This window comes from Atlantibacter sp. (assembly GCF_032062175.1).
GTDB lineage: Bacteria > Pseudomonadota > Gammaproteobacteria > Enterobacterales > Enterobacteriaceae > Atlantibacter.
In genome coordinates this window covers 24,965-46,278 of the sequence record NZ_DAMBQK010000015.1, presented here as the reverse complement: position 1 = coordinate 46,278, position 21,314 = coordinate 24,965, and the positions used below count along the sequence as shown (strand labels likewise).

At 55.0% G+C, this 21,314-nt stretch carries 17 protein-coding genes; 3 read left to right on the top strand and 14 right to left on the bottom strand.

Annotated elements, in window-relative coordinates:
• Nucleotides 1–16: 16 nt before the first annotated feature.
• Genes cysC through cysG form a run of 4 tightly spaced genes read right to left on the bottom strand, consistent with a single transcriptional unit; the run spans nt 17 to nt 4,445 of the window.
• The gene (cysC, locus tag RT120_RS14070; protein WP_312983438.1) at nt 17–622 is read right to left on the bottom strand and encodes an adenylyl-sulfate kinase; all 606 of its coding nucleotides are present in this window, start codon (nt 620–622) and stop codon (nt 17–19) included.
• Nucleotides 622–2,049: a sulfate adenylyltransferase subunit CysN gene (gene cysN / locus RT120_RS14065; protein WP_312983436.1), complete on the bottom strand. Its 1,428-nt coding sequence runs from the start codon at nt 2,047–2,049 to the stop codon at nt 622–624. Before cysN ends, cysC begins: the two co-directional genes overlap by 1 nt.
• Before the next feature lie 11 nt (nt 2,050–2,060).
• Nucleotides 2,061–2,969 (bottom strand): sulfate adenylyltransferase subunit CysD, encoded by a 909-nt coding sequence (gene cysD, locus RT120_RS14060; protein WP_312983433.1) that lies wholly within the window; start codon nt 2,967–2,969, stop codon nt 2,061–2,063.
• 60 nt (nt 2,970–3,029) lie between these two features.
• Nucleotides 3,030–4,445 (bottom strand): siroheme synthase CysG, encoded by a 1,416-nt coding sequence (gene cysG, locus RT120_RS14055; protein ID WP_312983542.1) that lies wholly within the window; start codon nt 4,443–4,445, stop codon nt 3,030–3,032.
• Between the two features lie 241 nt (nt 4,446–4,686).
• Here cysG and RT120_RS14050 point away from each other — a divergent pair, with 241 nt between their 5' ends.
• Nucleotides 4,687–5,742, top strand: a complete 1,056-nt coding sequence (locus RT120_RS14050) for an aminopeptidase (RefSeq protein WP_312983431.1) — start codon at nt 4,687–4,689, stop codon at nt 5,740–5,742.
• Between the two features lie 61 nt (nt 5,743–5,803).
• On the opposite strand, the gene RT120_RS14045 is transcribed toward RT120_RS14050, so the two are convergent.
• The 4 genes from RT120_RS14045 to cysJ form a co-directional block, all read right to left on the bottom strand.
• Entirely contained in the window at nt 5,804–5,956 is a 153-nt protein-coding gene (locus RT120_RS14045) for a Hok/Gef family protein (protein WP_144130645.1), read from the bottom strand.
• 259 nt (nt 5,957–6,215) lie between these two features.
• Nucleotides 6,216–6,950 carry a phosphoadenosine phosphosulfate reductase gene (gene cysH, locus RT120_RS14040; protein ID WP_312983429.1) on the bottom strand — a complete coding sequence of 245 codons (735 nt, stop codon included), beginning with the start codon at nt 6,948–6,950 and terminating at the stop codon, nt 6,216–6,218.
• Between the two features lie 32 nt (nt 6,951–6,982).
• Nucleotides 6,983–8,695, bottom strand: coding sequence for an assimilatory sulfite reductase (NADPH) hemoprotein subunit (gene cysI, locus RT120_RS14035; RefSeq protein ID WP_312983426.1), 1,713 nt, complete (start codon nt 8,693–8,695; stop codon nt 6,983–6,985).
• Complete coding sequence (gene cysJ, locus RT120_RS14030) at nt 8,695–10,497, bottom strand: NADPH-dependent assimilatory sulfite reductase flavoprotein subunit (RefSeq protein WP_312983424.1); 1,803 nt, start codon at nt 10,495–10,497, stop codon at nt 8,695–8,697. The genes cysI and cysJ overlap by 1 nt, the downstream gene beginning before the upstream one ends.
• Nucleotides 10,498–10,797: 300 nt before the next feature.
• Here cysJ and queD point away from each other — a divergent pair, with 300 nt between their 5' ends.
• Nucleotides 10,798–11,160, top strand: a complete 363-nt coding sequence (queD, locus tag RT120_RS14025) for a 6-carboxytetrahydropterin synthase QueD (RefSeq protein WP_312983423.1) — start codon at nt 10,798–10,800, stop codon at nt 11,158–11,160.
• 47 nt (nt 11,161–11,207) lie between these two features.
• Here queD and queE read toward each other — a convergent pair whose 3' ends face one another.
• The gene (queE, locus tag RT120_RS14020) at nt 11,208–11,879 is read right to left on the bottom strand and encodes a 7-carboxy-7-deazaguanine synthase QueE (RefSeq protein ID WP_312983422.1); all 672 of its coding nucleotides are present in this window, start codon (nt 11,877–11,879) and stop codon (nt 11,208–11,210) included.
• A gap of 300 nt (nt 11,880–12,179) precedes the next feature.
• Here queE and RT120_RS14015 point away from each other — a divergent pair, with 300 nt between their 5' ends.
• Complete coding sequence (locus tag RT120_RS14015; RefSeq protein ID WP_312983420.1) at nt 12,180–13,517, top strand: gluconate:H+ symporter; 1,338 nt, start codon at nt 12,180–12,182, stop codon at nt 13,515–13,517.
• A gap of 63 nt (nt 13,518–13,580) precedes the next feature.
• On the opposite strand, the gene eno is transcribed toward RT120_RS14015, so the two are convergent.
• The 5 genes from eno to rlmD all read right to left on the bottom strand — a co-directional run bounded on the left by eno (nt 13,581) and on the right by rlmD (nt 21,273).
• Entirely contained in the window at nt 13,581–14,879 is a 1,299-nt protein-coding gene (eno, locus tag RT120_RS14010; protein ID WP_312983418.1) for a phosphopyruvate hydratase, read from the bottom strand.
• 83 nt (nt 14,880–14,962) lie between these two features.
• Nucleotides 14,963–16,600, bottom strand: coding sequence for a glutamine hydrolyzing CTP synthase (gene pyrG, locus RT120_RS14005; protein ID WP_312983416.1), 1,638 nt, complete (start codon nt 16,598–16,600; stop codon nt 14,963–14,965).
• A gap of 224 nt (nt 16,601–16,824) precedes the next feature.
• Nucleotides 16,825–17,616, bottom strand: coding sequence for a nucleoside triphosphate pyrophosphohydrolase (mazG, locus tag RT120_RS14000; protein ID WP_312983540.1), 792 nt, complete (start codon nt 17,614–17,616; stop codon nt 16,825–16,827).
• Between the two features lie 81 nt (nt 17,617–17,697).
• Nucleotides 17,698–19,929, bottom strand: a complete 2,232-nt coding sequence (gene relA / locus RT120_RS13995) for a GTP diphosphokinase (protein WP_312983414.1) — start codon at nt 19,927–19,929, stop codon at nt 17,698–17,700.
• Nucleotides 19,930–19,971: 42 nt separating this feature from the next.
• On the bottom strand, nt 19,972–21,273 hold the full coding sequence (rlmD, locus tag RT120_RS13990; RefSeq protein ID WP_312983412.1) for a 23S rRNA (uracil(1939)-C(5))-methyltransferase RlmD: 1,302 nt from the start codon (nt 21,271–21,273) through the stop codon (nt 19,972–19,974).
• Nucleotides 21,274–21,314: the final 41 nt, after the last annotated feature.

Sequence of the window (21,314 nt, the reverse complement as noted above, 5' to 3'; positions counted from 1 at the left end):
GTCTCCCGGCGCTGTCTCAGAATTTGATAATATCGTCCCGCCGCAGCAGGTCTAATATTTGCGCAATCAAATTTGTTACTAATTGTTCACCATCTAAATGGATTTCCGGGCGGTCAGGGGCTTCATATACCGCGTCGATACCGGTAAAGTTGCGCAACTCGCCGGCGCGGGCTTTTTTATACAATCCCTTAGGATCGCGCGCTTCGCAGACTTCCAGCGGGGTATCAACAAACACTTCGATAAAGCGCCCTTCCCCTACCCGCTCGCGCACCATTGCACGTTCTGCGCGGTGCGGAGATATAAACGCCGTCAATACTACCAGCCCGGCATCCACCATCAGGTTAGCGACTTCTCCTACCCGGCGAATATTTTCTTTACGGTCAGCATCGCTAAAGCCGAGGTCGCTGCACAGGCCGTGGCGCACATTATCGCCATCCAGCAAATAGGTGCTGACGCCGCGCTCGTGAAGCGCCGTTTCCAGCGCCCCTGCGAGGGTGGATTTACCCGAGCCCGAAAGCCCGGTAAACCACAGCACAGCACCCCGGTGCCCGTGAAGCTGCTCACGGGCCTGCTGGGTCACCAGATGCGTATGCCAGACGACATTTTCGTCATGGGCGGCCATTACTTGCCTCCCAGCAAATCGCGCGCGCCCCAGTGCGGGAAATGACGGCGTACCAGCGCGTTCAGCTCCAGCTCAAATGCGCTGTAAGCCGAAGGCTCCTGGAAGAGGTCTACCTGCGGTTCAAGCACCATACCTGCGCCTACGGTCACGTTAGACAGACGGTCGATAAAGATCAGGCCGCCGGTTACCGGGTTATGCTGATAGGGATCCAGCACCAGCGGTTCGTCAAAAGTCAGATCCACCAGCCCGATACCGTTCAGCGGCAGAGTTTCCACCACGCGCTGGGTCAGGTTGTTGATGTCTACCTGGAACTGAATATTGTCGACCCGGGCGCGGGTCTTTTTACCGGCGACTTTAATGTCGTAGCTCTGGCCCGGCGTTAGCGGTTGTTCCGCCATCCAGACCACGTCAACTTTCGCGGCCTGCGCGATAGCCAGATTTTCACTGGCGTCCAGCAAGACATCACCGCGGCTGATGTCGATTTCATCTTTCAGCACCAGCGTGATGGCTTCCCCTGCCGCCGCTTGTTCCAGATCGCCATCAAAGGTAACGATACGCGCGACGCTGGACTCCACGCCAGAGGGCAGCACTTTAATACGCTGGCCCACTTTCACCACACCGGACGCCACGGTACCGGCATAACCCCGGAAATCGAGGTTCGGACGGTTAACGTACTGTACCGGGAAGCGGAAAGACTGCTGCTCTACGTCTTTGCGGATTTCGACGGTTTCCAGCACTTCCAGCAGCGTCGGGCCGCTGTACCATGACATTTTGTCGCTCTGGCTGGCAACGTTATCGCCCTCCAGCGCCGACAGCGGCACGAAACGGATATCCAGCGAGCCCGGCAACTGTTCGGCGAAGGTTAGATAATCCTGTTTGATCTGCTCGAAGGTTTGTTCGCTGAACTCCACCAGATCCATTTTGTTAATCGCCACCACCAGATGCTTAATCCCCAGCAGCGTGGAGATAAAACTGTGGCGACGGGTCTGATCGAGCACGCCTTTACGGGCGTCAATCAGCAGGATCGCCAGATCGCAGGTTGATGCGCCTGTCGCCATGTTGCGGGTGTACTGCTCATGGCCTGGGGTGTCGGCGATAATAAATTTGCGCTTCTCAGTAGAGAAATAGCGGTACGCCACATCGATCGTGATGCCCTGCTCGCGCTCGGCCTGTAGGCCATCCACCAGCAGCGCCAGGTCGAGTTTTTCACCCTGGGTGCCGTGGCGTTTGCTGTCGTTATGCAGTGAAGAGAGCTGATCTTCATAAATCTGGCGGGTATCGTGCAGCAGGCGGCCTATCAGGGTGCTTTTCCCGTCATCAACGCTTCCGCAGGTCAAGAATCGCAGCAGACTTTTGTGCTGTTGTGCGTGCAGGTAAGCCTCAACGCCACCTTCGTTAGCAATTTGTTGGGCAATCGTGGTGTTCATTCGCCGGCTCCTTAGAAATAACCCTGACGTTTTTTAAGCTCCATAGAGCCTGCCTGATCGCGGTCAATCATGCGGCCCTGCCGTTCGCTGGTGGTGGAAACCAGCATTTCTTCGATGATTTCCGGCAGCGTTTGCGCATCGGATTCCACCGCGCCGGTCAGAGGCCAGCAGCCCAGGGTACGGAAGCGCACCATCCGTTTTTCGATCACTTCGCCAGGCTGAAGATCGATACGGTCGTCGTCGATCATCATCAGCATGCCGTCGCGCTCCAGCACCGGGCGCTCAGCGGCCAGGTACAGCGGGACAATGTCGATATTTTCAAGGTAGATGTATTGCCAGATATCCAGCTCGGTCCAGTTAGACAGCGGGAATACGCGGATGCTTTCGCCCTTGTTAATCTGGCCGTTGTAGTTGTGCCACAATTCCGGGCGCTGGTTTTTCGGGTCCCAGCGGTGGAAGCGATCGCGGAACGAGTAAATACGCTCTTTAGCGCGGGATTTCTCTTCATCGCGGCGCGCGCCGCCAAAGGCTGCATCAAAACCGTATTTATTCAGCGCCTGCTTCAGGCCCTCGGTTTTCATGATGTCGGTATGTTTGGCGCTACCGTGGACGAACGGGTTAATGCCCATCGCCACGCCTTCCGGATTTTTGTGCACCAGCAGTTCGCAGCCATAGGCTTTAGCGGTACGGTCACGGAACTCGTACATCTCGCGGAATTTCCAGCCGGTATCAACATGCAGTAGCGGGAAAGGCAGCGTACCCGGATAGAACGCTTTACGCGCCAGGTGCAGCATCACGCTGGAGTCTTTGCCGATTGAGTACATCATCACCGGATTCGCGAATTCTGCGGCAACTTCACGAATGATATGGATGCTTTCCGCCTCCAGTTGTCGCAGGTGAGTGAGTCGTTTTTGATCCATAACCTTTCCTTATAAGGCCTGACACCGCAGGCGTTGTATGACGGCCTGTCGCACCAGTACCTAAGCCAAAGTCACTACGGAAGAGGAATCGCCCTCTGCCTGAGTGGTCGGTTGAAACCAGGCTAATTGCTCACTGAGCGCCACCACTTCGCCAATCACCAGTAAAGCGGGCATCGGCGAGCGTTTCGCCAGGTCATCGAGTTGTTGTAATGTGCCGGTCAGTACCTGCTGGTCTTTCCGGGTGCCGCGGCTGATGACCGCCACCGGCGTGTCGGCAGCGCGGCCATGTTGTATAAGCTGTTCACTGATTTGCGCGGCCTTCATGGTGCCCATGTAGATCGCGAGCGTTTGACGGCCTTGGGCCAGATGCGCCCAGTCGAACGGCTGGCTGTCCGGTTTGTAATGACCGGTCACAAAAGTCACGCTCTGGGCATGCTCGCGATGGGTCAACGGAATGCCTGCGTAAGCCGTCGCACCCGCGGCGGCAGTGATCCCCGGAACCACCTGGAACGCCACCCCAGCCTGTTGGGCCGCCTGCAACTCTTCGCCGCCGCGGCCAAAAATAAACGGGTCGCCGCCTTTCAGGCGCACCACGGTTTTGCCTTCACGCGCCAAATCCACCAGCATCTGGTTGGTTTCATGCTGAGGAACGGCATGCTCTCCCGCGCGTTTGCCCACGCAAATGCGATCGGCATCGCGGCGTACCAGTTCAAGCACATCGTCGCTGACCAGATGGTCATACAGCACCACGTCCGCCTGCTGAAGCACCTGCAAGCCGCGTAGCGTCAGCAGTCCGGCATCGCCCGGCCCCGCGCCCACCAGAATGATTTCTCCGGGTTGCTGCTGCGGGTTTGCCAGCGTGGCTTCCAGGGTTTCAATCGCCGCACGTTCGTTACCCGCCGCCATCAGGCTGGCGAAGCGGCCGCGAAACGCCTGCTCCCAGAAACGCCGCCGCGCATCGGTGGTGGTTAGCGCGCCTTTAATGCGCTCGCGGAAACTGCCCGCCACCGTCGCCATACGTCCAAGGCTTTGCGGCAGCAGCGACTCCAGCTTTTCACGCAGCAAACGCGCTAACACTGGCGCATTGCCACCGGAAGAGACCGCCACCACTAACGGCGACCGATCGACAATCGAAGGGAAAATAAATGAGCACAGCGGCTGATCGTCCACCACGTTGACCAGCCGGTGGCGCGCATTAGCCGCATCAAACACCTGGCGATTGAGTTCGCGGTTGTTGGTCGCGGCAATGACCAGAAAAACGTTGTCGAGCTGCTGCTCGTCAAACTCAGCGGCCAGCCATTCAACATGACCGGCATCAACGTCACGCTGTAGCTCTGCCGCCAGCTTTTTGGCAACCACGCGCACCACCGCGCCGGCCCGGCGCAGCAAGCTAATTTTACGCACCGCGATTTCGCCGCCGCCGACGACTAACACCGGGCGCGCTTTCAGGTCTGCAAACAGGGGAAGATAGTCCACTCGCTGGCTCACTCAACATCAGAATCCAGAAGCGACTATAGGGGGCACCTTAAAACGAATGAAATTACCAATTGGCATGAGTAGTTCCACAAAGGAATAAGCCACTGGCAAAGCAAAGTTCAAAAAGTGCTTAAGGCGTGATTTTTCGGGGGTTTCAGAGCAAATGAAATTGTGTAACGTACATCACAGTTTCATACTAGGCGAAAAAATTTTTCCGCGTTTTCATGATTAAGGATTATCTATGTTTCCCGCATTGCGCCGTGGTGCGATCGAGTGTGCAATCGGTCTGGCGCTCAGTGTTGGTGCTCTTTTTCCGGTGTTTGCCCAGGCCGCCGTGCCCGGTGAAACCGCCAGCGCCCAGGCTCGCCATATTGCCACCTATTTTCCTGGCCGCATGACCGGCACACCTGCCGAAATGCTCTCCGCAGACTATATCCGCCAGCAGTTCGCTCAATGGGGATATCAAAGCGACATCCGCACCTTTAATACCCGCTACGTTTTTACCCGCGCCAATAAGCTGACCAACTGGCAGAACGTCACGGGATCCAGCGTTATTGCCGCCCATGAAGGCAAACTGCCCCAGCAAATCATCATCATGGCGCACCTTGATACCTACGCGCCGCAAAGCGATGCGGATATCGACACCAATCTGGGGGGCCTGACGTTACAGGGCATCGACGATAACGCCGCCGGGCTTGGGGTGATGCTGGAACTGGCAGAAAAACTGAAAGACACGCCAACCCAGTACGGCATTCGTTTTATCGCCACCAGTGCTGAAGAAGAAGGCAAACTGGGCGCGGAAAATATCCTTAAACGAATGAGCGCCCAGGAGCGGAAAAACACCCTGCTGGTGATCAATCTGGATAATTTGATTGTCGGGGACAAACTCTATTTCAACAGCGGGCAATCCACGCCGACGGCGGTGCGAAAGCTAACTCGCGATCGGGCGCTGGCCATTGCGCGCAGTAATCATATCGCCGCCAGCACCAATCCTGGGCTTAATGACCATTATCCAAAAGGCACAGGCTGCTGCAACGATGCAGAAGTGTTTGATAAGGCCGGAATTCCGGTGTTATCCGTGGAAGCGACCAACTGGTCGTTAGGCCGGAAAGACGGCTATCAACAGCGGGCGAAGAGCGCGCAGTTCCCTGCGGGCACCAGCTGGCATAATGCCCAACTGGATAACCAGCAGTATATCGATCGCGCCCTGCCTGGCAGAATTGAAAAACGCAGCCGCGATGTGATGCGGATTATGCTGCCGCTGGTGAAAGAACTGGCGAAAGCAGGCAAAACGTAAAAATGGGTGCATGAGGCCAAACCTTCACCCTTCGATACGCGGGGTTGCCCCCGCGTTTCAGCTACTTCTTCGGTTCGTAAGCGAGAACAGCGCTGAATTCCATACCACGCTCTTTAATGCGCAGCTCGCATAGCGAGTCGCGCACCATCAACGTGAACCCCAGCGCGGTGATACACAGCGCAATGATTGCCACAAGAGCGTACTTTGACAGCATGTCTTGCCTCCAGATAAAGAAGAGACTAACATCCAAATTGCTGGTTTGGTTGGTAGCCTCAGGTTGATAGAAATATCTCCTGGGGCTTTTAACTATCTGAACCCTGCAAATGCTCAAAGCCAGACAGCCTCAAGCACCCGCCGCAATTTTATTCCCGATCCCATCTTTGTCTGTATTTCTCGCTCCGTTACGGAAGACGGCTCGCAAGATAAAAAAAGCCCCCGGCATGATGGCGGAGGCATTGAATAGTTTCCGAAATTTAACCTTCGTGCAGTCCGCATTCGCGCTTCAGGCCGAAGAAGCGGGTTTCTTCCTCCGCCATACCCGGTTCCCATTTGCGGGTGGTGTGAGTATCTCCCACCGACAAATAACCCTGATCCCACAGCGGATGGTATTTCAGCCCGTGTTTTTGCAGGTACTGGTACACCGTGCGGTTATCCCAGTCGATGATCGGCAGCACTTTAAAGATGCCCCGGCTAATCGCCAGCACCGGCAAGTTAGCACGGCTACCGGACTGCTCGCGGCGCAGGCCGGCAAACCAGGTTTTGGCGTTCAGCTCGCTCAATGCCCGGTTCATTGGCTCCACTTTGTTGATGTCATTGTATTTCTCAATGCCTTCCACGCCCTGCTCCCACAGCTTGCCGTAACGCGCTTCCTGCCAGGCCGGGCTTTGCTCCGCACGATAAACCTTCAGATTCAGCTTCAGCTTCTCCGTAAGCTCGTCGATAAACTGATAGGTTTCCGGGAACAGATAGCCGGTATCCGTCAGGATCACCGGAATATCCGGGCGCTGCTGGGTGATTAAATGCAGGCTCACCGCCGCCTGGATACCAAAGCTGGACGACAGCACCACCTCGCCCGGCAGGTTTTCCAGCGACCAGGCGACACGCTCTTCGGCGCTCAGCTTTTCCAGTTGGGCGTTGGTTTCCGCCAGCGCCAGAATCCGATCCACTTTCGGTAATTCATTCAGCGCCTGTAGATCCAAATTGGACATAATGACCTCTTTAGTTGTGCCGCCGTGGCCGGTTATTCCCAGAAATCACGCGCCGGATCGAGGACCGGGCGGATGATGCCGGTACGCACGGTGAAATCACCAAACCCTTCGCCATCTTCACGCTCTGTGGCCCAACGGCCAATCAGTTCGTCCAGCGATGCCAGAATTTCCGGCTCGGTGATGTTTTCTTTATACATCCGCGGAATACGCGTGCCGATACGGTTACCGCCCAGGTGCAGGTTGTAACGGCCCGGCGCTTTGCCTACCAGCCCGACCTCCGCCAGCATCGCGCGGCCACAGCCGTTCGGGCAACCGGTGACGCGCAACACAATATGCTCATCGCCGATGCCATGCTTTTCCAGTACCGCTTCGACTTTATCCGTAAAAGACGGCAGGAAACGTTCGGCTTCCGCCATCGCCAGCGGACAGGTCGGGAACGACACGCAGGCCATGGAATTTTCACGCTGCGGCGTGACCGCATCCATTAGCCCATGATTGCGCGCCAGTTTCTCGATCTTCGCTTTCTGGCTCTCCGGCACGCCAGCGATAATCAGGTTCTGGTTGGCGGTAATACGGAATTCGCCTTTATGGATCTTCGCGATCTCCAGCAGGCCGGTTTTCAGCGGACGGCCTGGATAATCCAGAATACGGCCGTTTTCGATAAACAGCGTCAGGTGCCATTTATTGTCGATGCCTTTTACCCAGCCGATGCGATCGCCGCGTCCGGTAAATTCATACGGGCGGATCGGTTCGAATTTAATACCCGCGCGACGTTCCACTTCTTCTTTAAAAGTATCCAGGCCGACGCGTTCCAGGGTGTATTTAGTTTTGGCGTTTTTACGATCGGTACGGTTGCCCCAGTCACGTTGGGTGGTAACAACGGCTTCCGCCACCGCCAGCGTATGCTCAATCGGCAGATAGCCAAACTCGCTCGCGGTGCGCGCATAGGTTTTCTTGTTACCGTGCTCAATGGACAGGCCGCCGCCCACCAGCAGGTTAAAGCCGACCAGCTTGCCGTTCTCGGCAATCGCCACGAAGTTCATGTCGTTTGCGTGCAGATCGATATCGTTCTGCGGCGGGATCACTACCGTGGTTTTGAACTTACGCGGCAGATAGGTCTGGCCGAGGATCGGTTCTTCATCGGTGGTCGCTACTTTTTCCTGGTCGAGCCAGATCTCTGCATAAGCGCGGGTACGCGGCAGCAGATGTTCGGAGATCTTTTTCGCCCATTCGTACGCCTCGGCGTGCAGCTCGGATTCGTACGGGTTGGAAGTACACAGTACGTTACGGTTCATGTCGTTGGCGGTCGCCAGCGCGTCCAGCCCAACCGAGTGCAGCATCTGGTGCACTGGCTTGACGTTCTTCTTCAGAATGCCGTGGAACTGGAAGGTTTGACGGTTGGTCAGACGGATACTGCCGTAAATCGTGTTGTCGTGTGCGAACTTGTCGATCGCCTGCCACTGTTTAGTGGTGATAATCCCACCCGGTAGGCGGCAGCGCAGCAGCATCGCATGACGCGGCTCCAGCTTTTGTGCGGCGCGCTCGGCGCGGATATCGCGATCGTCCTGCTGATACATGCCGTGAAAGCGGATCAGCAGAAAGTTGTCGCCTTTAAAACCGCCGGTCAGGCCGTCGTTTAAATCTTCGGCAATGGTGCCGCGCAGGTAGTTGCTTTCAACCTTCATACGCTCGGCGTCAGACAGTTTGCCTTCGACCACCAGTGGGCCAGGGTGTTTTTCGCTCATTAGTAGACATCTCGCTGATAACGGCGCTCAACGCGCAGCTCACTTAAATATTCATCTGCCGCTTCGGTATCCATGCCACCAAATTCGGCAATCACGTCCAGTAACGTTTTTTCTACGTCTTTCGCCATACGGTTGGCGTCGCCGCAGACATAAATATGGGCACCGTCATTAATCCAGCGCCACAATTCCGCGCCCTGTTCGCGCAGTTTGTCTTGTACGTATATTTTTTGTTTTTGATCCCGCGACCAGGCCAGATCGATACGGGTCAGCAGGCCCTCTTTCACATAGCTCTGCCATTCAACCTGGTACAGGAAGTCTTCGGTAAAGTGCGGATTGCCGAAGAACAGCCAGTTTTTACCGCCCGCCCCTTCGGCAGCACGCTGCTGCATAAAGGCGCGGAACGGCGCGATACCGGTGCCAGGCCCGATCATGATAACCGGCGTTTCTGGATTAGCCGGCAGGCGGAAGTTATCGTTATGTTCGATAAACACGCGGACTTCGCCATCTTCTTCCACGCGGTCCGCCAGGAAGCTGGAGGCACCGCCTGCGCGGGCGCGGCCTTCAACGTCGTAGCGCACCACGCCAACGGTGATATGCACTTCGTTTTCCGTTTCGGCCTGGGAAGACGCGATAGAGTACAGACGCGGCGTCAGCGGGCGCAGCAGGCCGATAAGTTGCGAAGCATCCAGTTGCGCCGGGGCGAAACGCACCATATCGACAATCGGGGTGATGCTGGCGTAATGCTGTAATTTGTTTTTATCGCCCATCAGATCCTGCAGGGTTTCGGCGCGGGTCAGCGTGGCGTAGTTCTCAACGATATTGGCGGTGTTAACGGTCAGCTCGAAATGCCACTGCAGGGCTTCACGCAGCGGCAGCGTTTTGCCGTCGATCTCAACGGGTTCATCCCCTTTCAGCCACAGAAGGCCTACCAGTTCGTCGACCAACTCCGGATCGTTCTGATACCACACGCCCAGCGCATCGCCCGGCTGGTAACGCAAGCCGGAATCGCCTAAGTCGATTTCCAGATGACGCACGTCTTTCTCAGAATCACGCCCGGTGATTTTCTGGTTTACCGCCAGGCTGGCGGTCAGCGGCACGTCTTTGGTGTACGGCGTGCTGGTTATATCATTCACCGCGCCTATTGCCGTTTGCGGCACAGCGCCCGTTGAGGCAGGCGCACGGGATTTCAGCACCTCGACGATGCGCTCGCGCCACGCCTGGGCGGCTGGCTGGAATTCAACGTCGGTGTCAACGCGATCCAGTAAGCGCTCTGCGCCCAGCTCCGCCAGTTTGCTGTCGAAGTCTTTACCGGACTGGCAGAAAAATTCGTAAGAACTGTCGCCCAGGCCGAACACGGCAAACGCGGTGTTATCCAGCTTTGGCGCTTTTTTAGAGAACAGGAACTTGTGCAATGCGACCGCTTCTTCCGGCGGTTCGCCCTCGCCCTGGGTAGACGTCACGACGATCAGCAATTTTTCCTGGGCGATTTGCTTAAATTTATAGTCGCCCGCGTTTACCAGCGTCACATTCAGCTTCGCAGCCAGCAGATCGTCACGCAGCGCTTCTGCCACGCGGCGCGCGTTGCCGGTTTGCGACGCAGAGATGAGCGTAATGGCTGCGGCTTCTGGCGCGTTTTGCACTACCGCACCCGGTGCTGCGTTCTGTTGATTAATCACGCCCCAGAAATAGCCGGAAACCCATGCCAGCTGTGTGGGGGAAAAGTCCGTAGTGGCCGCCTGAAGGCGCGCCAGTTGTTCCGGGCTCAGCGGGAGCAAAGCGTTCGGAGGGGCCTGAGTCGTCATGCGTCGTTATGTCCAGTATTAAAGCTGTCTTCGTTATAAAAACAGAACAGAATGTAAGGTTACCGGGCGACATGATATCTATTAAATAAGCGGTTGAAATATCAAATAACCAAAATGACTAACCGTTTTTACAGGTACATATTAGCGATAAAACAGATTAAATAAGGCTTTGATTAATAAAATAATTAAAGAGAATAAATAACAAAAATCCCACTTCACCAGCGTATGCCGGTTTTAGTTAATGCTAAAAAAAGTGGTTTCCTGTACCCTACGGCGGTTTTTTTGCACCAGGATCCCGTCATGCCAACCACAATTTTTAAAGAATTCATCTTCGAAGCCGCCCACCGTTTACCCCATGTACCGGAAGGCCATAAGTGCGGTCGTCTGCATGGACACTCATTTTTGGTGCGCCTGGACATCACCGGCGAAGTGGACCCGCATACCGGCTGGATTGTGGATTTCGCTGAGTTAAAAGCGGCCTTTAAACCGATCTACGATCGGCTGGATCACTATTATCTGAATGATATTCCAGGCCTGGAGAACCCCACCAGTGAAGTGCTGGCGCGCTGGATTTGGCAGCAGATGAAGCCGAAAATGCCGCTGCTGAGCGCGGTGATGATTAAAGAAACCTGTACCGCAGGCTGCGTGTATCGCGGCGAGTAAGAGACGTCGCCCGAACGTTTCACATTTCGTTCGGGCGCAAAGCTCAATCAGGCAATATTCAAATACTTATGCGTCTGCATTGAGAACCGCCAGTTGCGGGCGATGCAGGTTTCAATGCACAGGCGCGTGGCGTCTTCTTTCTGGCTGATCGGTTGAAGCGCAATCACGCGCTGTTTCTGGTCGTTAAGCGTGGCCAGCAGTTCATCCAGCGCTTCAATATCGCGCATCCGCCCTACCGGGTGTTTGATTTCATCGGCGCGTTCCAGTGCCTGGTGCAGCACATCGTACCCACCGCGCATATTCACTTTCGGCGATACCGTTACCCATGTGGTGGCAACAGCGCGGATTTCATGGGTGCCACTGGTCTCAATCTGGCAACTGAAGCCGCTTTTCTCAAGCAGATGGGTCAGCGGGATAAGATCGTGAATGCAGGGTTCGCCGCCGGTGATCACCACATGACGTGCGGTCCAGCCCTGGCGTTCGATCACCGCCAACAACTCTTCCGGGTTGGCGGAACCCCATTTGTCGCTCTCTTTGGTTTTGGCTAGGATGCTGTATAGCGACACTTCCCGATCGGCAAGCTTGTCCCAGGTGTGTTTGGTGTCGCACCAGGCACAGCCTACCGGGCATCCCTGTAAGCGAATAAATATGGCGGGAACGCCGGTGAAATAACCCTCGCCTTGCAGGGTCTGGAACATCTCATTTATCGGGTACTGCATCTTCGGCTCTTCGTTGGTGGTAAACCATTATTATCGCATATTCCCGCTGCTGGCGCTTGCGCAGTTCCCGGCGGGAAGGCGGGTTAAGGCCGTCAATCCGACCTTTGTTAACGTAAAAGCACATTATGTGACACAACCAAGCATCATCAATGAAACCGAAGCCACTTTTTCATCATTATTTGAGGTGCGTCACCTTTTAAAACTTACCCTGCTAATTAAATTGGTATAACACATTCAGCCGAGTAATATCCAACCTCACCTACATATCATACCAATTATAATTGTTAGCAAGGAAACTGGATGAACACTCTTGTTGAAGCCATGCCGGTCATCTGGGTGGCACTTGGCGTTGTGGTACTGCTGATATTGAATATGAAGTTCAAAATCAATGGGATGCTGGCGTTACTGCTGGCGGCGATCTTCGTTGGGGTTTGTGAAGGCCTGCCGCTCGAAGCCATCGGCAAGTCCATTGAAACTGGTATAGGAAGTACCCTCGGGCACCTGGCGCTGATCATTCTGTTTGGTGCGATCCTCGGTAAACTGATGGTGGATTCCGGCGCGGCCCAACGGGTTTCTTCAACGCTGCTACAGCGCTTTGGACCGAAAAAAGTGCAATGGGCGATCATGGTTATCGGCCTGATTTTCGGCCTCGCCATGTTCTATGAGGTGGCGTTCTTAATCCTCGCGCCACTGGTGATCAGTATCGCCCGGGAAGCGAAAATCCCGTTCCTGAAACTTGGCATCACTATGGTCGCCGCAGCAACTACCGCGCACAGCCTGTTTCCGCCTCAGCCAGGCCCTACCGCACTGGTGGCCGCATTCCATGCGGATATGGGGATGGTGTATATCTACGGCGTGATCGTGGCGATCCCGACGGTGATTTGCTCAGGGATTATTTTGCCGAAACTGCTGGGCAACCTGGACCGCCCAATCCCACAGTTGCTCGAATCGCAGAAAGTGTTTCGCGATGATGAAATGCCCTCTTTCGCCGTCAGCTTACTGGTGCCGCTGATCCCGGCAATTATCATTACCGGCGTGACGCTTATTAAACTGGTGGTCCCGGCGAATCCGCACATCACTTCGCTGCTGAACTTCGTCGGCAGTGCGCAAATCAGTATGCTGATTGCCGTACTGGTAGCGCTTTACGCCTTCGGTACCGCGCGCGGTAAATCGATGACCGACGTGATGCTCTCTTATTCCACCGCGATTGAGAAAGTCGCACTGGTGGTGTTTATCATCGGTGCAGGCGGCGCGTTTAAGCAGATCATTATGGATACCGGCGTGGGTGACTACATTGCCGATATGATGCGCACCTCATCGGTGTCGCCGCTGATCATGGCATGGTTCATCACCGTGCTGTTACGTCTGGCGACGGGTGCCGGTACGGTTTCGGCAATTACTGCTGCCGGGATTGTCGGGCCGATGATCACGACGTTTAACGTCGACCCGGCGCTGATGGTGCTCGCGACCGCGTCCGGGAGTAACACCCTGACGCATGTTAACGACGCCGCCTTCTGGCTGTTTAAAGAGTATTTCGGCCTGTCGATTAAAGATACGTTTAAGACCTGGGGCTTGCTGGAATTGACGAACTCGGTGGTAGGCTTGCTGATCGTGTTGCTACTGGACTTAATCATCTAACCGCGTTTGGAAACAAAAAAACCGGGCATCGCTGCCCGGCTTTTTCAGGAAAAGTGCAGACGATTACGCCTGGCCTTTCACTTCTTTCAGACCGTTGAACGGTGCGCGGTCACCCAGCGCTTCTTCGATACGAATCAGCTGGTTGTACTTAGCAACACGGTCAGAACGGCTCATAGAACCGGTTTTGATCTGGCCAGCAGCGGTACCTACTGCCAGGTCGGCAATGGTTGCGTCTTCAGTTTCGCCAGAACGGTGAGAGATAACGGCAGTGTAGCCTGCATCTTTCGCCATCTTGATCGCAGCCAGAGTTTCGGTCAGAGAACCGATCTGGTTGAATTTGATCAGGATAGAGTTAGCGATGCCTTTCTCGATACCTTCTTTCAGGATCTTGGTGTTGGTTACGAACAGATCGTCACCAACCAGCTGGATTTTGTCGCCCAGAACTTTAGTCTGGTAAGCGAAGCCTTCCCAGTCAGACTCGTCCAGACCATCTTCGATGGACACGATCGGGTACTGTTTGGTCAGTTCTTCCAGGAAGTGGGTAAATTCTTCAGAGGTGAACGCTTTGTTGCCTTCGCCAGCCAGAACGTATTTACCGTCTTTGTAGAATTCAGAGGCTGCGCAGTCCATCGCCAGGGTAACGTCTTTACCCAGTTCGTAGCCTGCTGCTTTTACCGCTTCAGCGATAACAGCCAGGGCTTCGGCGTTGGAACCCAGGTTCGGCGCATAGCCGCCTTCGTCGCCCACAGCGGTGTTCATGCCTTTAGACTTCAGCACTTTCGCCAGGTTGTGGAACACTTCAGAACCGATGCGTACCGCTTCTTTCAGGGTTTTCGCGCCAACCGGTTGAATCATGAATTCCTGGATATCAACGTTGTTGTCAGCGTGCTCACCACCGTTGATGATGTTCATCATCGGCAGCGGCATAGAGAATTTGCCCGGGGTGCCGTTCAGCTCAGCGATGTGCTCGTACAGCGGCATGCCTTTAGCGGCAGCAGCAGCTTTAGCAGCAGCCAGAGAAACAGCCAGAATCGCGTTAGCGCCGAAGTTAGATTTGTTTTCGGTACCGTCCAGCTCGATCATGATTTTGTCGAGGCCAGCCTGGTCTTTCGCGTCTTTACCCAGCAGAGCCTGAGCAATCGGGCCGTTAACCGCGCCAACAGCTTTGGTTACGCCTTTGCCCATGAAGCGGGATTTGTCGCCATCGCGCAGTTCCAGCGCTTCGCGGGAACCAGTAGAAGCCCCTGACGGCGCAGCAGCCATACCGACAAAACCGCCTTCCAGGTGAACTTCAGCTTCAACAGTCGGGTTACCACGGGAGTCGATGATTTCACGACCGATGATTTTAACGATTTTGGACATTAGATTTTCCTCTAGTCACAAGTTAACTAAAACTCCAGACAAACAGTGCACCGGATGTGGGTGCACTGCCGTACTAACTCGTTTTACTTCGCCTGACGCTTCTGATACTCAGTTGCGGCTTTCACGAAGCCTGCAAACAGTGGGTGTCCATCACGCGGTGTGGAGGTAAATTCCGGATGGAACTGACACGCCACAAACCAGGGGTGATTCGGCACTTCGATGATTTCGACCAGTTGATCATCGCCAGAACGACCCGCAACACGCAGACCCGCTGCTTCAATTTGTTTCAGTAACAGGTTGTTGACTTCATAACGGTGACGGTGGCGTTCAACGATGGTCGGCGCGCCGTACAGCTTGCGAACCAGGCTCTCATCATCTAACTGGCACTGCTGTGCGCCCAGACGCATGGTGCCGCCGAGGTCGCTCTTTTCAGAACGGACTTCGACATTGCCGTCTTCATCACGCCATTCCGTGATAAGCGCCACGACAGGGTACTTACAGTCTGGCACAAATTCGGTTGAGTTGGCGTTGTCCATATTCGCCACATTACGGGCAAATTCAATCAGTGCAACCTGCATCCCCAGGCAAATGCCCAGGTAAGGAATATTGTTTTCACGCGCATAGCGCGCAGTGGCGATTTTGCCTTCCACGCCGCGATAGCCGAAGCCGCCAGGGATCAGGATCGCGTCCAGTCCTTTCAGCACTTCGTCGCCACGGGTTTCAACATCCTGCGAATCGATAAGCTTGATGTTGACCGTCGCGCGGTTTTTCAGCCCGCCGTGTTTCAGCGCTTCGATCACCGATTTATAGGCGTCCGGCAATTCAATGTATTTGCCGACCATACCGATGGTCACTTCGCTCGCCGGGTTGGCTTCTTCGTAAATCACCTGCTCCCATTCTGCCAGATTTGCCTCAGGGCAGTTCAAGCTGAATCGTTTACAAATATAATCGTCCAGCCCCTGGGATTTCAACAGGCCCGGAATTTTATAGATTGAATCGACATCTTTCAGAGAAATAACCGCTTTTTCCGGAACGTTACAGAATAAAGCAATTTTGGCGCGTTCATTAGCAGGGACTGCGCGATCGGAACGGCAAATCAGGATATCTGGCTGAATACCGATGGAGAGCAGCTCTTTTACAGAGTGCTGTGTCGGTTTGGTTTTCACTTCACCGGCTGCGGCCATATACGGCACCAGCGTCAGGTGCATATACATGGTGTGCTCGCGGCCCACTTCTACCGCCATCTGGCGAATCGCTTCAAGGAACGGCAGGGATTCGATATCACCTACGGTACCGCCGATTTCAACCAGCACCACGTCGTGGCCTTCGCCGCCTTCCAGAATGCGTTCTTTAATGGCGTTGGTGATGTGCGGGATAACCTGCACGGTGGCACCCAGATAGTCGCCGCGACGTTCTTTACGCAGAACCTCGGAATAGATGCGACCGGTGGTGAAGTTGTTGCGGCGCGTCATACGCGTGCGGATAAAACGCTCATAGTGGCCGAGGTCTAAATCGGTTTCAGCGCCGTCTTCAGTTACGAACACTTCCCCGTGTTGAATGGGGCTCATGGTGCCCGGATCGACGTTGATATACGGATCCAGTTTCATGATAGTTACGTTGAGGCCACGGGCTTCAAGAATGGCTGCGAGGGAGGCTGCGGCAATGCCTTTACCCAGAGAGGAAACGACCCCGCCGGTCACAAAAATATAGTTCGTTGTCATGCTGAACCTGAGAAGTTAGGTTTAAAGACGGTGGAATACCAGGACGGGAAAGTAGTATACCTGAACAGGACGGGGGTCACAAACTTTCATTCTCAGCAATCAACGCCACACCTCGCTTAATAAAGCCGGAAGAAAATAGCCCGTCTGGCAGAAATGTTTTTGACGTAAATCAAGCACTTGTCAGTTACGTTTTGCAACAACAAGCGCTTGATCGCAAAAACTATTTATTTATCAGCTTCCTGGCGTTTTACTTCGCCCCAGGCATTTTCCATCTGATCGAGCGAGGCTTCATCAAGTTTTAGCCCCTGGGCGGCAATAATTCTCTCTACTTCCCGGAAGCGGCGCTCGAATTTGCGGTTAGCCTTTTGCAGCGCAATTTCCGCTTTACTGCCCAGATGGCGGGACAGGTTTACCGTGGCAAACAGCAGGTCGCCAATCTCCTCTTCGAGCTTTGCCTCGTCCACCACCGCCTGGTTGGCTTCATGCATCACTTCATCCAGTTCTTCATGCACTTTGTCGACCACCGGGCCGAGAGTCGTCCAGTCAAAACCCACCGCCGCGCAGCGTTTCTGAATTTTATACGCGCGCATCAGCGCTGGCAGACTTTCAGGAATATCATCCAGAGTAGAGTGCTGCGCTTTTTCAGCCCGCTCAGCACTTTTGGTTTTTTCCCAGTTAGCCAATACTTGCTCGCTATCAGCAAAGTTGGCATCGCCAAAGATATGCGGATGGCGGCGCTCCAGTTTGTCGCTGATGGCGCGGCAAATGTCGCTGAAATTAAATCGCCCCTGCTCTTCAGCCATGCGGGCATAAAACACCACCTGGAACAATAAATCGCCCAGTTCGCCGCGCAGATCGTCGAAGTCTTCACGCGCAATAGCGTCCAGTACTTCATAGGTTTCCTCAAGGGTATAAGGCGCGATGGTGGTAAAGGTCTGCGCTTTATCCCACGGGCAGCCGGTTTGCGGATCGCGCAGTCGTTCCATAATGCCCAGCAGGCGATCGAGTTGATTCATCATGAGATCCTTTTAAGAAAAACGGGGTGCAGCGTCCTGCCGCTGCACCCCGGCCCTCTGGCGAACAGAGGCTGAGAACAATTATCCGTGCAAACGGCGGGCGTCGATGACGTCTGGCACCTGGTTCAGTTTGCCTAACACGCGGCCCAGCACTTGCAGGTTGTAGATTTCAATGTCCATGTCGATAGTCGCCAGCTGCTGTTTGGTATCGCTGCGGCTCGCCACGCCAAGCACATTGACCTTTTCATTGGCTAAGATGGTGGTGATATCGCGCAGCAATCCGCTGCGATCGTTGGCGGTGACGCGCACCACCAGCGAATAGCCCGCAGAATAGCTTTCGCCCCATACCGCATCAACAATGCGTTCCGGCGCGTGCGACTGTAGCTCGGTCAGTTGATCGCAGTCGGCGCGGTGAATAGAAATCCCACGCCCCTGGGTGATAAATCCGACAATATCGTCACCCGGGATTGGCTGGCAGCAACGGGCGATGTGGTGCATCAGATTACCGACGCCTTCCACCACGACACGGCCATTATTTTTGTTATTGCGCGTCTGCGGCTGGTAGCTTTTTTGCTGAAGTTGCTTCAGCGCAGCGGCGTCCTGCTCGGCGGCACTCGGCTTATTAAACTGCGCCTGCAGGAAATTGATCATCTGATTGAGGCGAATATCGCCGCCGCCGATGGCCGCCAGCAACTCTTCGATTTCATTAAAGTTGTAGCGCGGCAGCAGATGTTTTTCCGCTTCCTTCAGGCTGATACCGAGATGCGCCAGTTCGTCGTCAAGGATCTGACGCCCGGCGAGAATGTTTTTATCGCGATCCTGTTTACGGAACCAGGCGTGGATTTTAGAGCGCCCGCGGCTGGTGGTGACGTAGCCCAGGTTCGGGTTCAGCCAGTCGCGGCTCGGGTTCGGCTGTTTCTGGGTAATAATTTCAATCTGATCGCCCATCTGCAACTGATAGGTAAAGGGGACGATACGCCCGCCGATTTTGGCCCCGATGCAGCGGTGCCCAACGTCGCTGTGAATGTGATAAGCGAAATCCAGCGGCGTAGAGCCGGCTGGCAAATCAACCACATCACCTTTCGGGGTAAATACGTAGACCCGGTCATCGAACACCTGGCTGCGCACTTCGTCGAGCATTTCCCCGGAATCGGCCATCTCTTCCTGCCACGCAATCAGTTTGCGCAGCCAGGCGATGCGGTCTTCATAACCGGCATGACCGCCGCTCACGGTACCTTCTTTGTATTTCCAGTGTGCTGCGACGCCAAGCTCAGCGTCTTCATGCATCTGGCGGGTACGGATCTGGATCTCCACCGTCTTACCGCCCGGCCCCAACACCACGGTATGAATCGACTGGTAGCCGTTGGGTTTCGGGTTCGCGACATAGTCGTCAAACTCGTCAGGAAGATGGCGGAACAGGGTATGAACAATCCCCAGCGAGGCGTAGCAGTCCTGCAAGCGTTCAGCCACGATGCGCACTGCGCGCACGTCAAACAGCTCGTCAAAGGCGAGGTGCTTTTTCTGCATTTTGCGCCAGATGCTGTAGATATGCTTCGGACGCCCGTAAACCTCGGCTTTGACGCCCTCTTCTTTAATCGATTTACGGATTTGGCCGACGAACTCATCGATGTAGTGTTCGCGATCGATGCGCCGTTCATGCAGCAGTTTAGCGATGCGCTTATATTCCGCAGGCCGCAGATAGCGGAAGCAGTAATCTTCCAGCTCCCATTTGAGTTGGCCGATCCCTAAGCGGTTGGCCAATGGCGCATAGATGTTGGTGCACTCTTTCGCCGCCAGTACGCGTTCATCTTCAGGCGCGTCTTTTACTTCACGCAGATGCGCGATGCGCTCCGCGAGTTTGATCACCACGCAGCGGAAATCATCCACCATCGCCAACAGCATACGGCGCACGTTATCGACCTGTTCGGACGATACCGAATCATTATGGGTGGCTTTAAGCTGGCGGATGGCGTCCATATCGCGCACGCCGTGGATCAGGTTGACGATGGATTTCCCCACCGTCTCAGTGAGCACCTCTTCGCTCACCACGTCGGCATCGGCAATCGGGAAAAGCAGCGCAGCGCGCAGCGTGTCGTTGTCCATACTCAGCATCGACAGGATTTCCACCATCTCGACGCCGCGCCACAGCAGCAGCTCCGCCTGCGGGTGCCCTTTGGTGAGCTGTTCGCAATACGCCCAGGTTTCGGTTAAGCGTTCACACGACTGCTGGTTATTGATCCCAAGACTCGCAACCCATTTCTCATGGTCAAATTCACCAGCTTTATTGAGATGTGCACTTCTTACCGCAACCATTGTCCTCTCCTTCAGGGACGCGCTGGCCTGTTATCCAGGCCTTCACTCATGCCGTACAAACAGCACCATAGACTCCAGGTGCCCAGTGTGCGGGAACATATCCAGCATCGCCAGCCGCTGAATTTGGTATCCCGCCTGCAGTAATACGTCGCTGTCGCGCGAAAGCGTCGCCGGATTGCAGGAAACATAGACCACGCGGCTCGGCATTAATTTCACAATATGCTGCATCACGCCGGGTGCGCCAGCGCGGGCCGGGTCCAGTAATATCTTATCAAACCCCTGCGCAGCCCAGGGCTGGCGTGTAACATCTTCTTCCAAATTTTCATGAAAAAAGGTGACATTTTTTAGGTCATTATCCTCAGCATTACGCTGAGCCTTAGCCACTAATGCAGGCACCCCTTCCACGCCGATAACGCTGTGGGCGCGCCGGGCAAGCGGCAGGGTGAAATTACCCATCCCGCAAAACAGATCCAGCACCCGATCGTCGGGTTGTACCTCAAGCCATTCAATGGCCCGCGCCACCATCTGCTGGTTGACCGCGTCATTCACCTGGATAAAGTCGCGCGGGCTAAAGGTTAAGCGTAGACCGTCTGAATGATAGTACGGCGCCTCGCCGGACACGTGTTCCAGTACATCACTTTGCGGCGCTAAAAACAGCGCCACATCATGGTGATGCGAGAATTGTTCCAGTTTTTGTTTATCTTTTGCCGACAACGGCTCGGGATGGCGCAACACCATCAGCGGACCGTTATCCGCCAGCACCAGTTCTACGTGCCCCAGACGGCGCGCGCCCTGTAATTCGTTCAGGCAGGTACGCAGTGCTGGCAGTAATGCCTCAAGCTGGGGAGCCAAAACGGGGCACTGCTGGATATCAACCAGTTCACTGGAGGAAGACTGGCGAAAACCCATTTGTAAGGTTTGTGCGCGGGCCAGATAATTCAAGCTCAACCGCGCGCGACGACGATATCCCCATTCCGGCCCGGCAATGATTTCGTCCACCGGATGGTTCATCATGCGCGCCAGCGCCTGGGCCTTACTGGTTTGCTGAAGCTCAACGCTGGCGTGTTGCTGTTGGCACCCGCCACAAACGCCGAAATGCGGGCAACGCGGCATTACGCGCGCCGGGCTATCGGTGAGCCGCTTTTTTACCGTTGCGTGAGCAAAGGTGCGTTTATCCTGGGTGAGTGCTACTTCCGCACGTTCTTCGGGAAGCAGTCCATTAATAAATAACGCCTTTCCGTTATGACGGGCTACGCCCTGGCCAAAAGGGTCAAGGTCATTTACCGTGACGGTTATGATCTGACGCGTCGTCACGCGTCGCTTTGCAGAGTAGAATTGCGCCATTGCTTACAGGTATTCTTAAAACTAAGTGACGATGATTGTCC

Coding starts and splice junctions, on each gene's coding strand:
- cysJ (WP_312983424.1), bottom strand. CDS start 10,497: ATGACGACTCAGGCCCCTCCGAACGCTTTGCTCCCGCTGAGCCCGGAA.
- mazG (WP_312983540.1), bottom strand. CDS start 17,616: ATGAATCAACTCGATCGCCTGCTGGGCATTATGGAACGACTGCGCGAT.
- relA (WP_312983414.1), bottom strand. CDS start 19,929: ATGGTTGCGGTAAGAAGTGCACATCTCAATAAAGCTGGTGAATTTGAC.
- cysH (WP_312983429.1), bottom strand. CDS start 6,950: ATGTCCAATTTGGATCTACAGGCGCTGAATGAATTACCGAAAGTGGAT.
- queE (WP_312983422.1), bottom strand. CDS start 11,879: ATGCAGTACCCGATAAATGAGATGTTCCAGACCCTGCAAGGCGAGGGT.
- rlmD (WP_312983412.1), bottom strand. CDS start 21,273: ATGGCGCAATTCTACTCTGCAAAGCGACGCGTGACGACGCGTCAGATC.
- pyrG (WP_312983416.1), bottom strand. CDS start 16,600: ATGACAACGAACTATATTTTTGTGACCGGCGGGGTCGTTTCCTCTCTG.
- RT120_RS14015 (WP_312983420.1), top strand. CDS start 12,180: ATGAACACTCTTGTTGAAGCCATGCCGGTCATCTGGGTGGCACTTGGC.
- queD (WP_312983423.1), top strand. CDS start 10,798: ATGCCAACCACAATTTTTAAAGAATTCATCTTCGAAGCCGCCCACCGT.
- cysC (WP_312983438.1), bottom strand. CDS start 622: ATGGCCGCCCATGACGAAAATGTCGTCTGGCATACGCATCTGGTGACC.
- RT120_RS14045 (WP_144130645.1), bottom strand. CDS start 5,956: ATGCTGTCAAAGTACGCTCTTGTGGCAATCATTGCGCTGTGTATCACC.
- eno (WP_312983418.1), bottom strand. CDS start 14,879: ATGTCCAAAATCGTTAAAATCATCGGTCGTGAAATCATCGACTCCCGT.
- cysI (WP_312983426.1), bottom strand. CDS start 8,695: ATGAGCGAAAAACACCCTGGCCCACTGGTGGTCGAAGGCAAACTGTCT.
- cysN (WP_312983436.1), bottom strand. CDS start 2,049: ATGAACACCACGATTGCCCAACAAATTGCTAACGAAGGTGGCGTTGAG.
- cysD (WP_312983433.1), bottom strand. CDS start 2,969: ATGGATCAAAAACGACTCACTCACCTGCGACAACTGGAGGCGGAAAGC.
- RT120_RS14050 (WP_312983431.1), top strand. CDS start 4,687: ATGTTTCCCGCATTGCGCCGTGGTGCGATCGAGTGTGCAATCGGTCTG.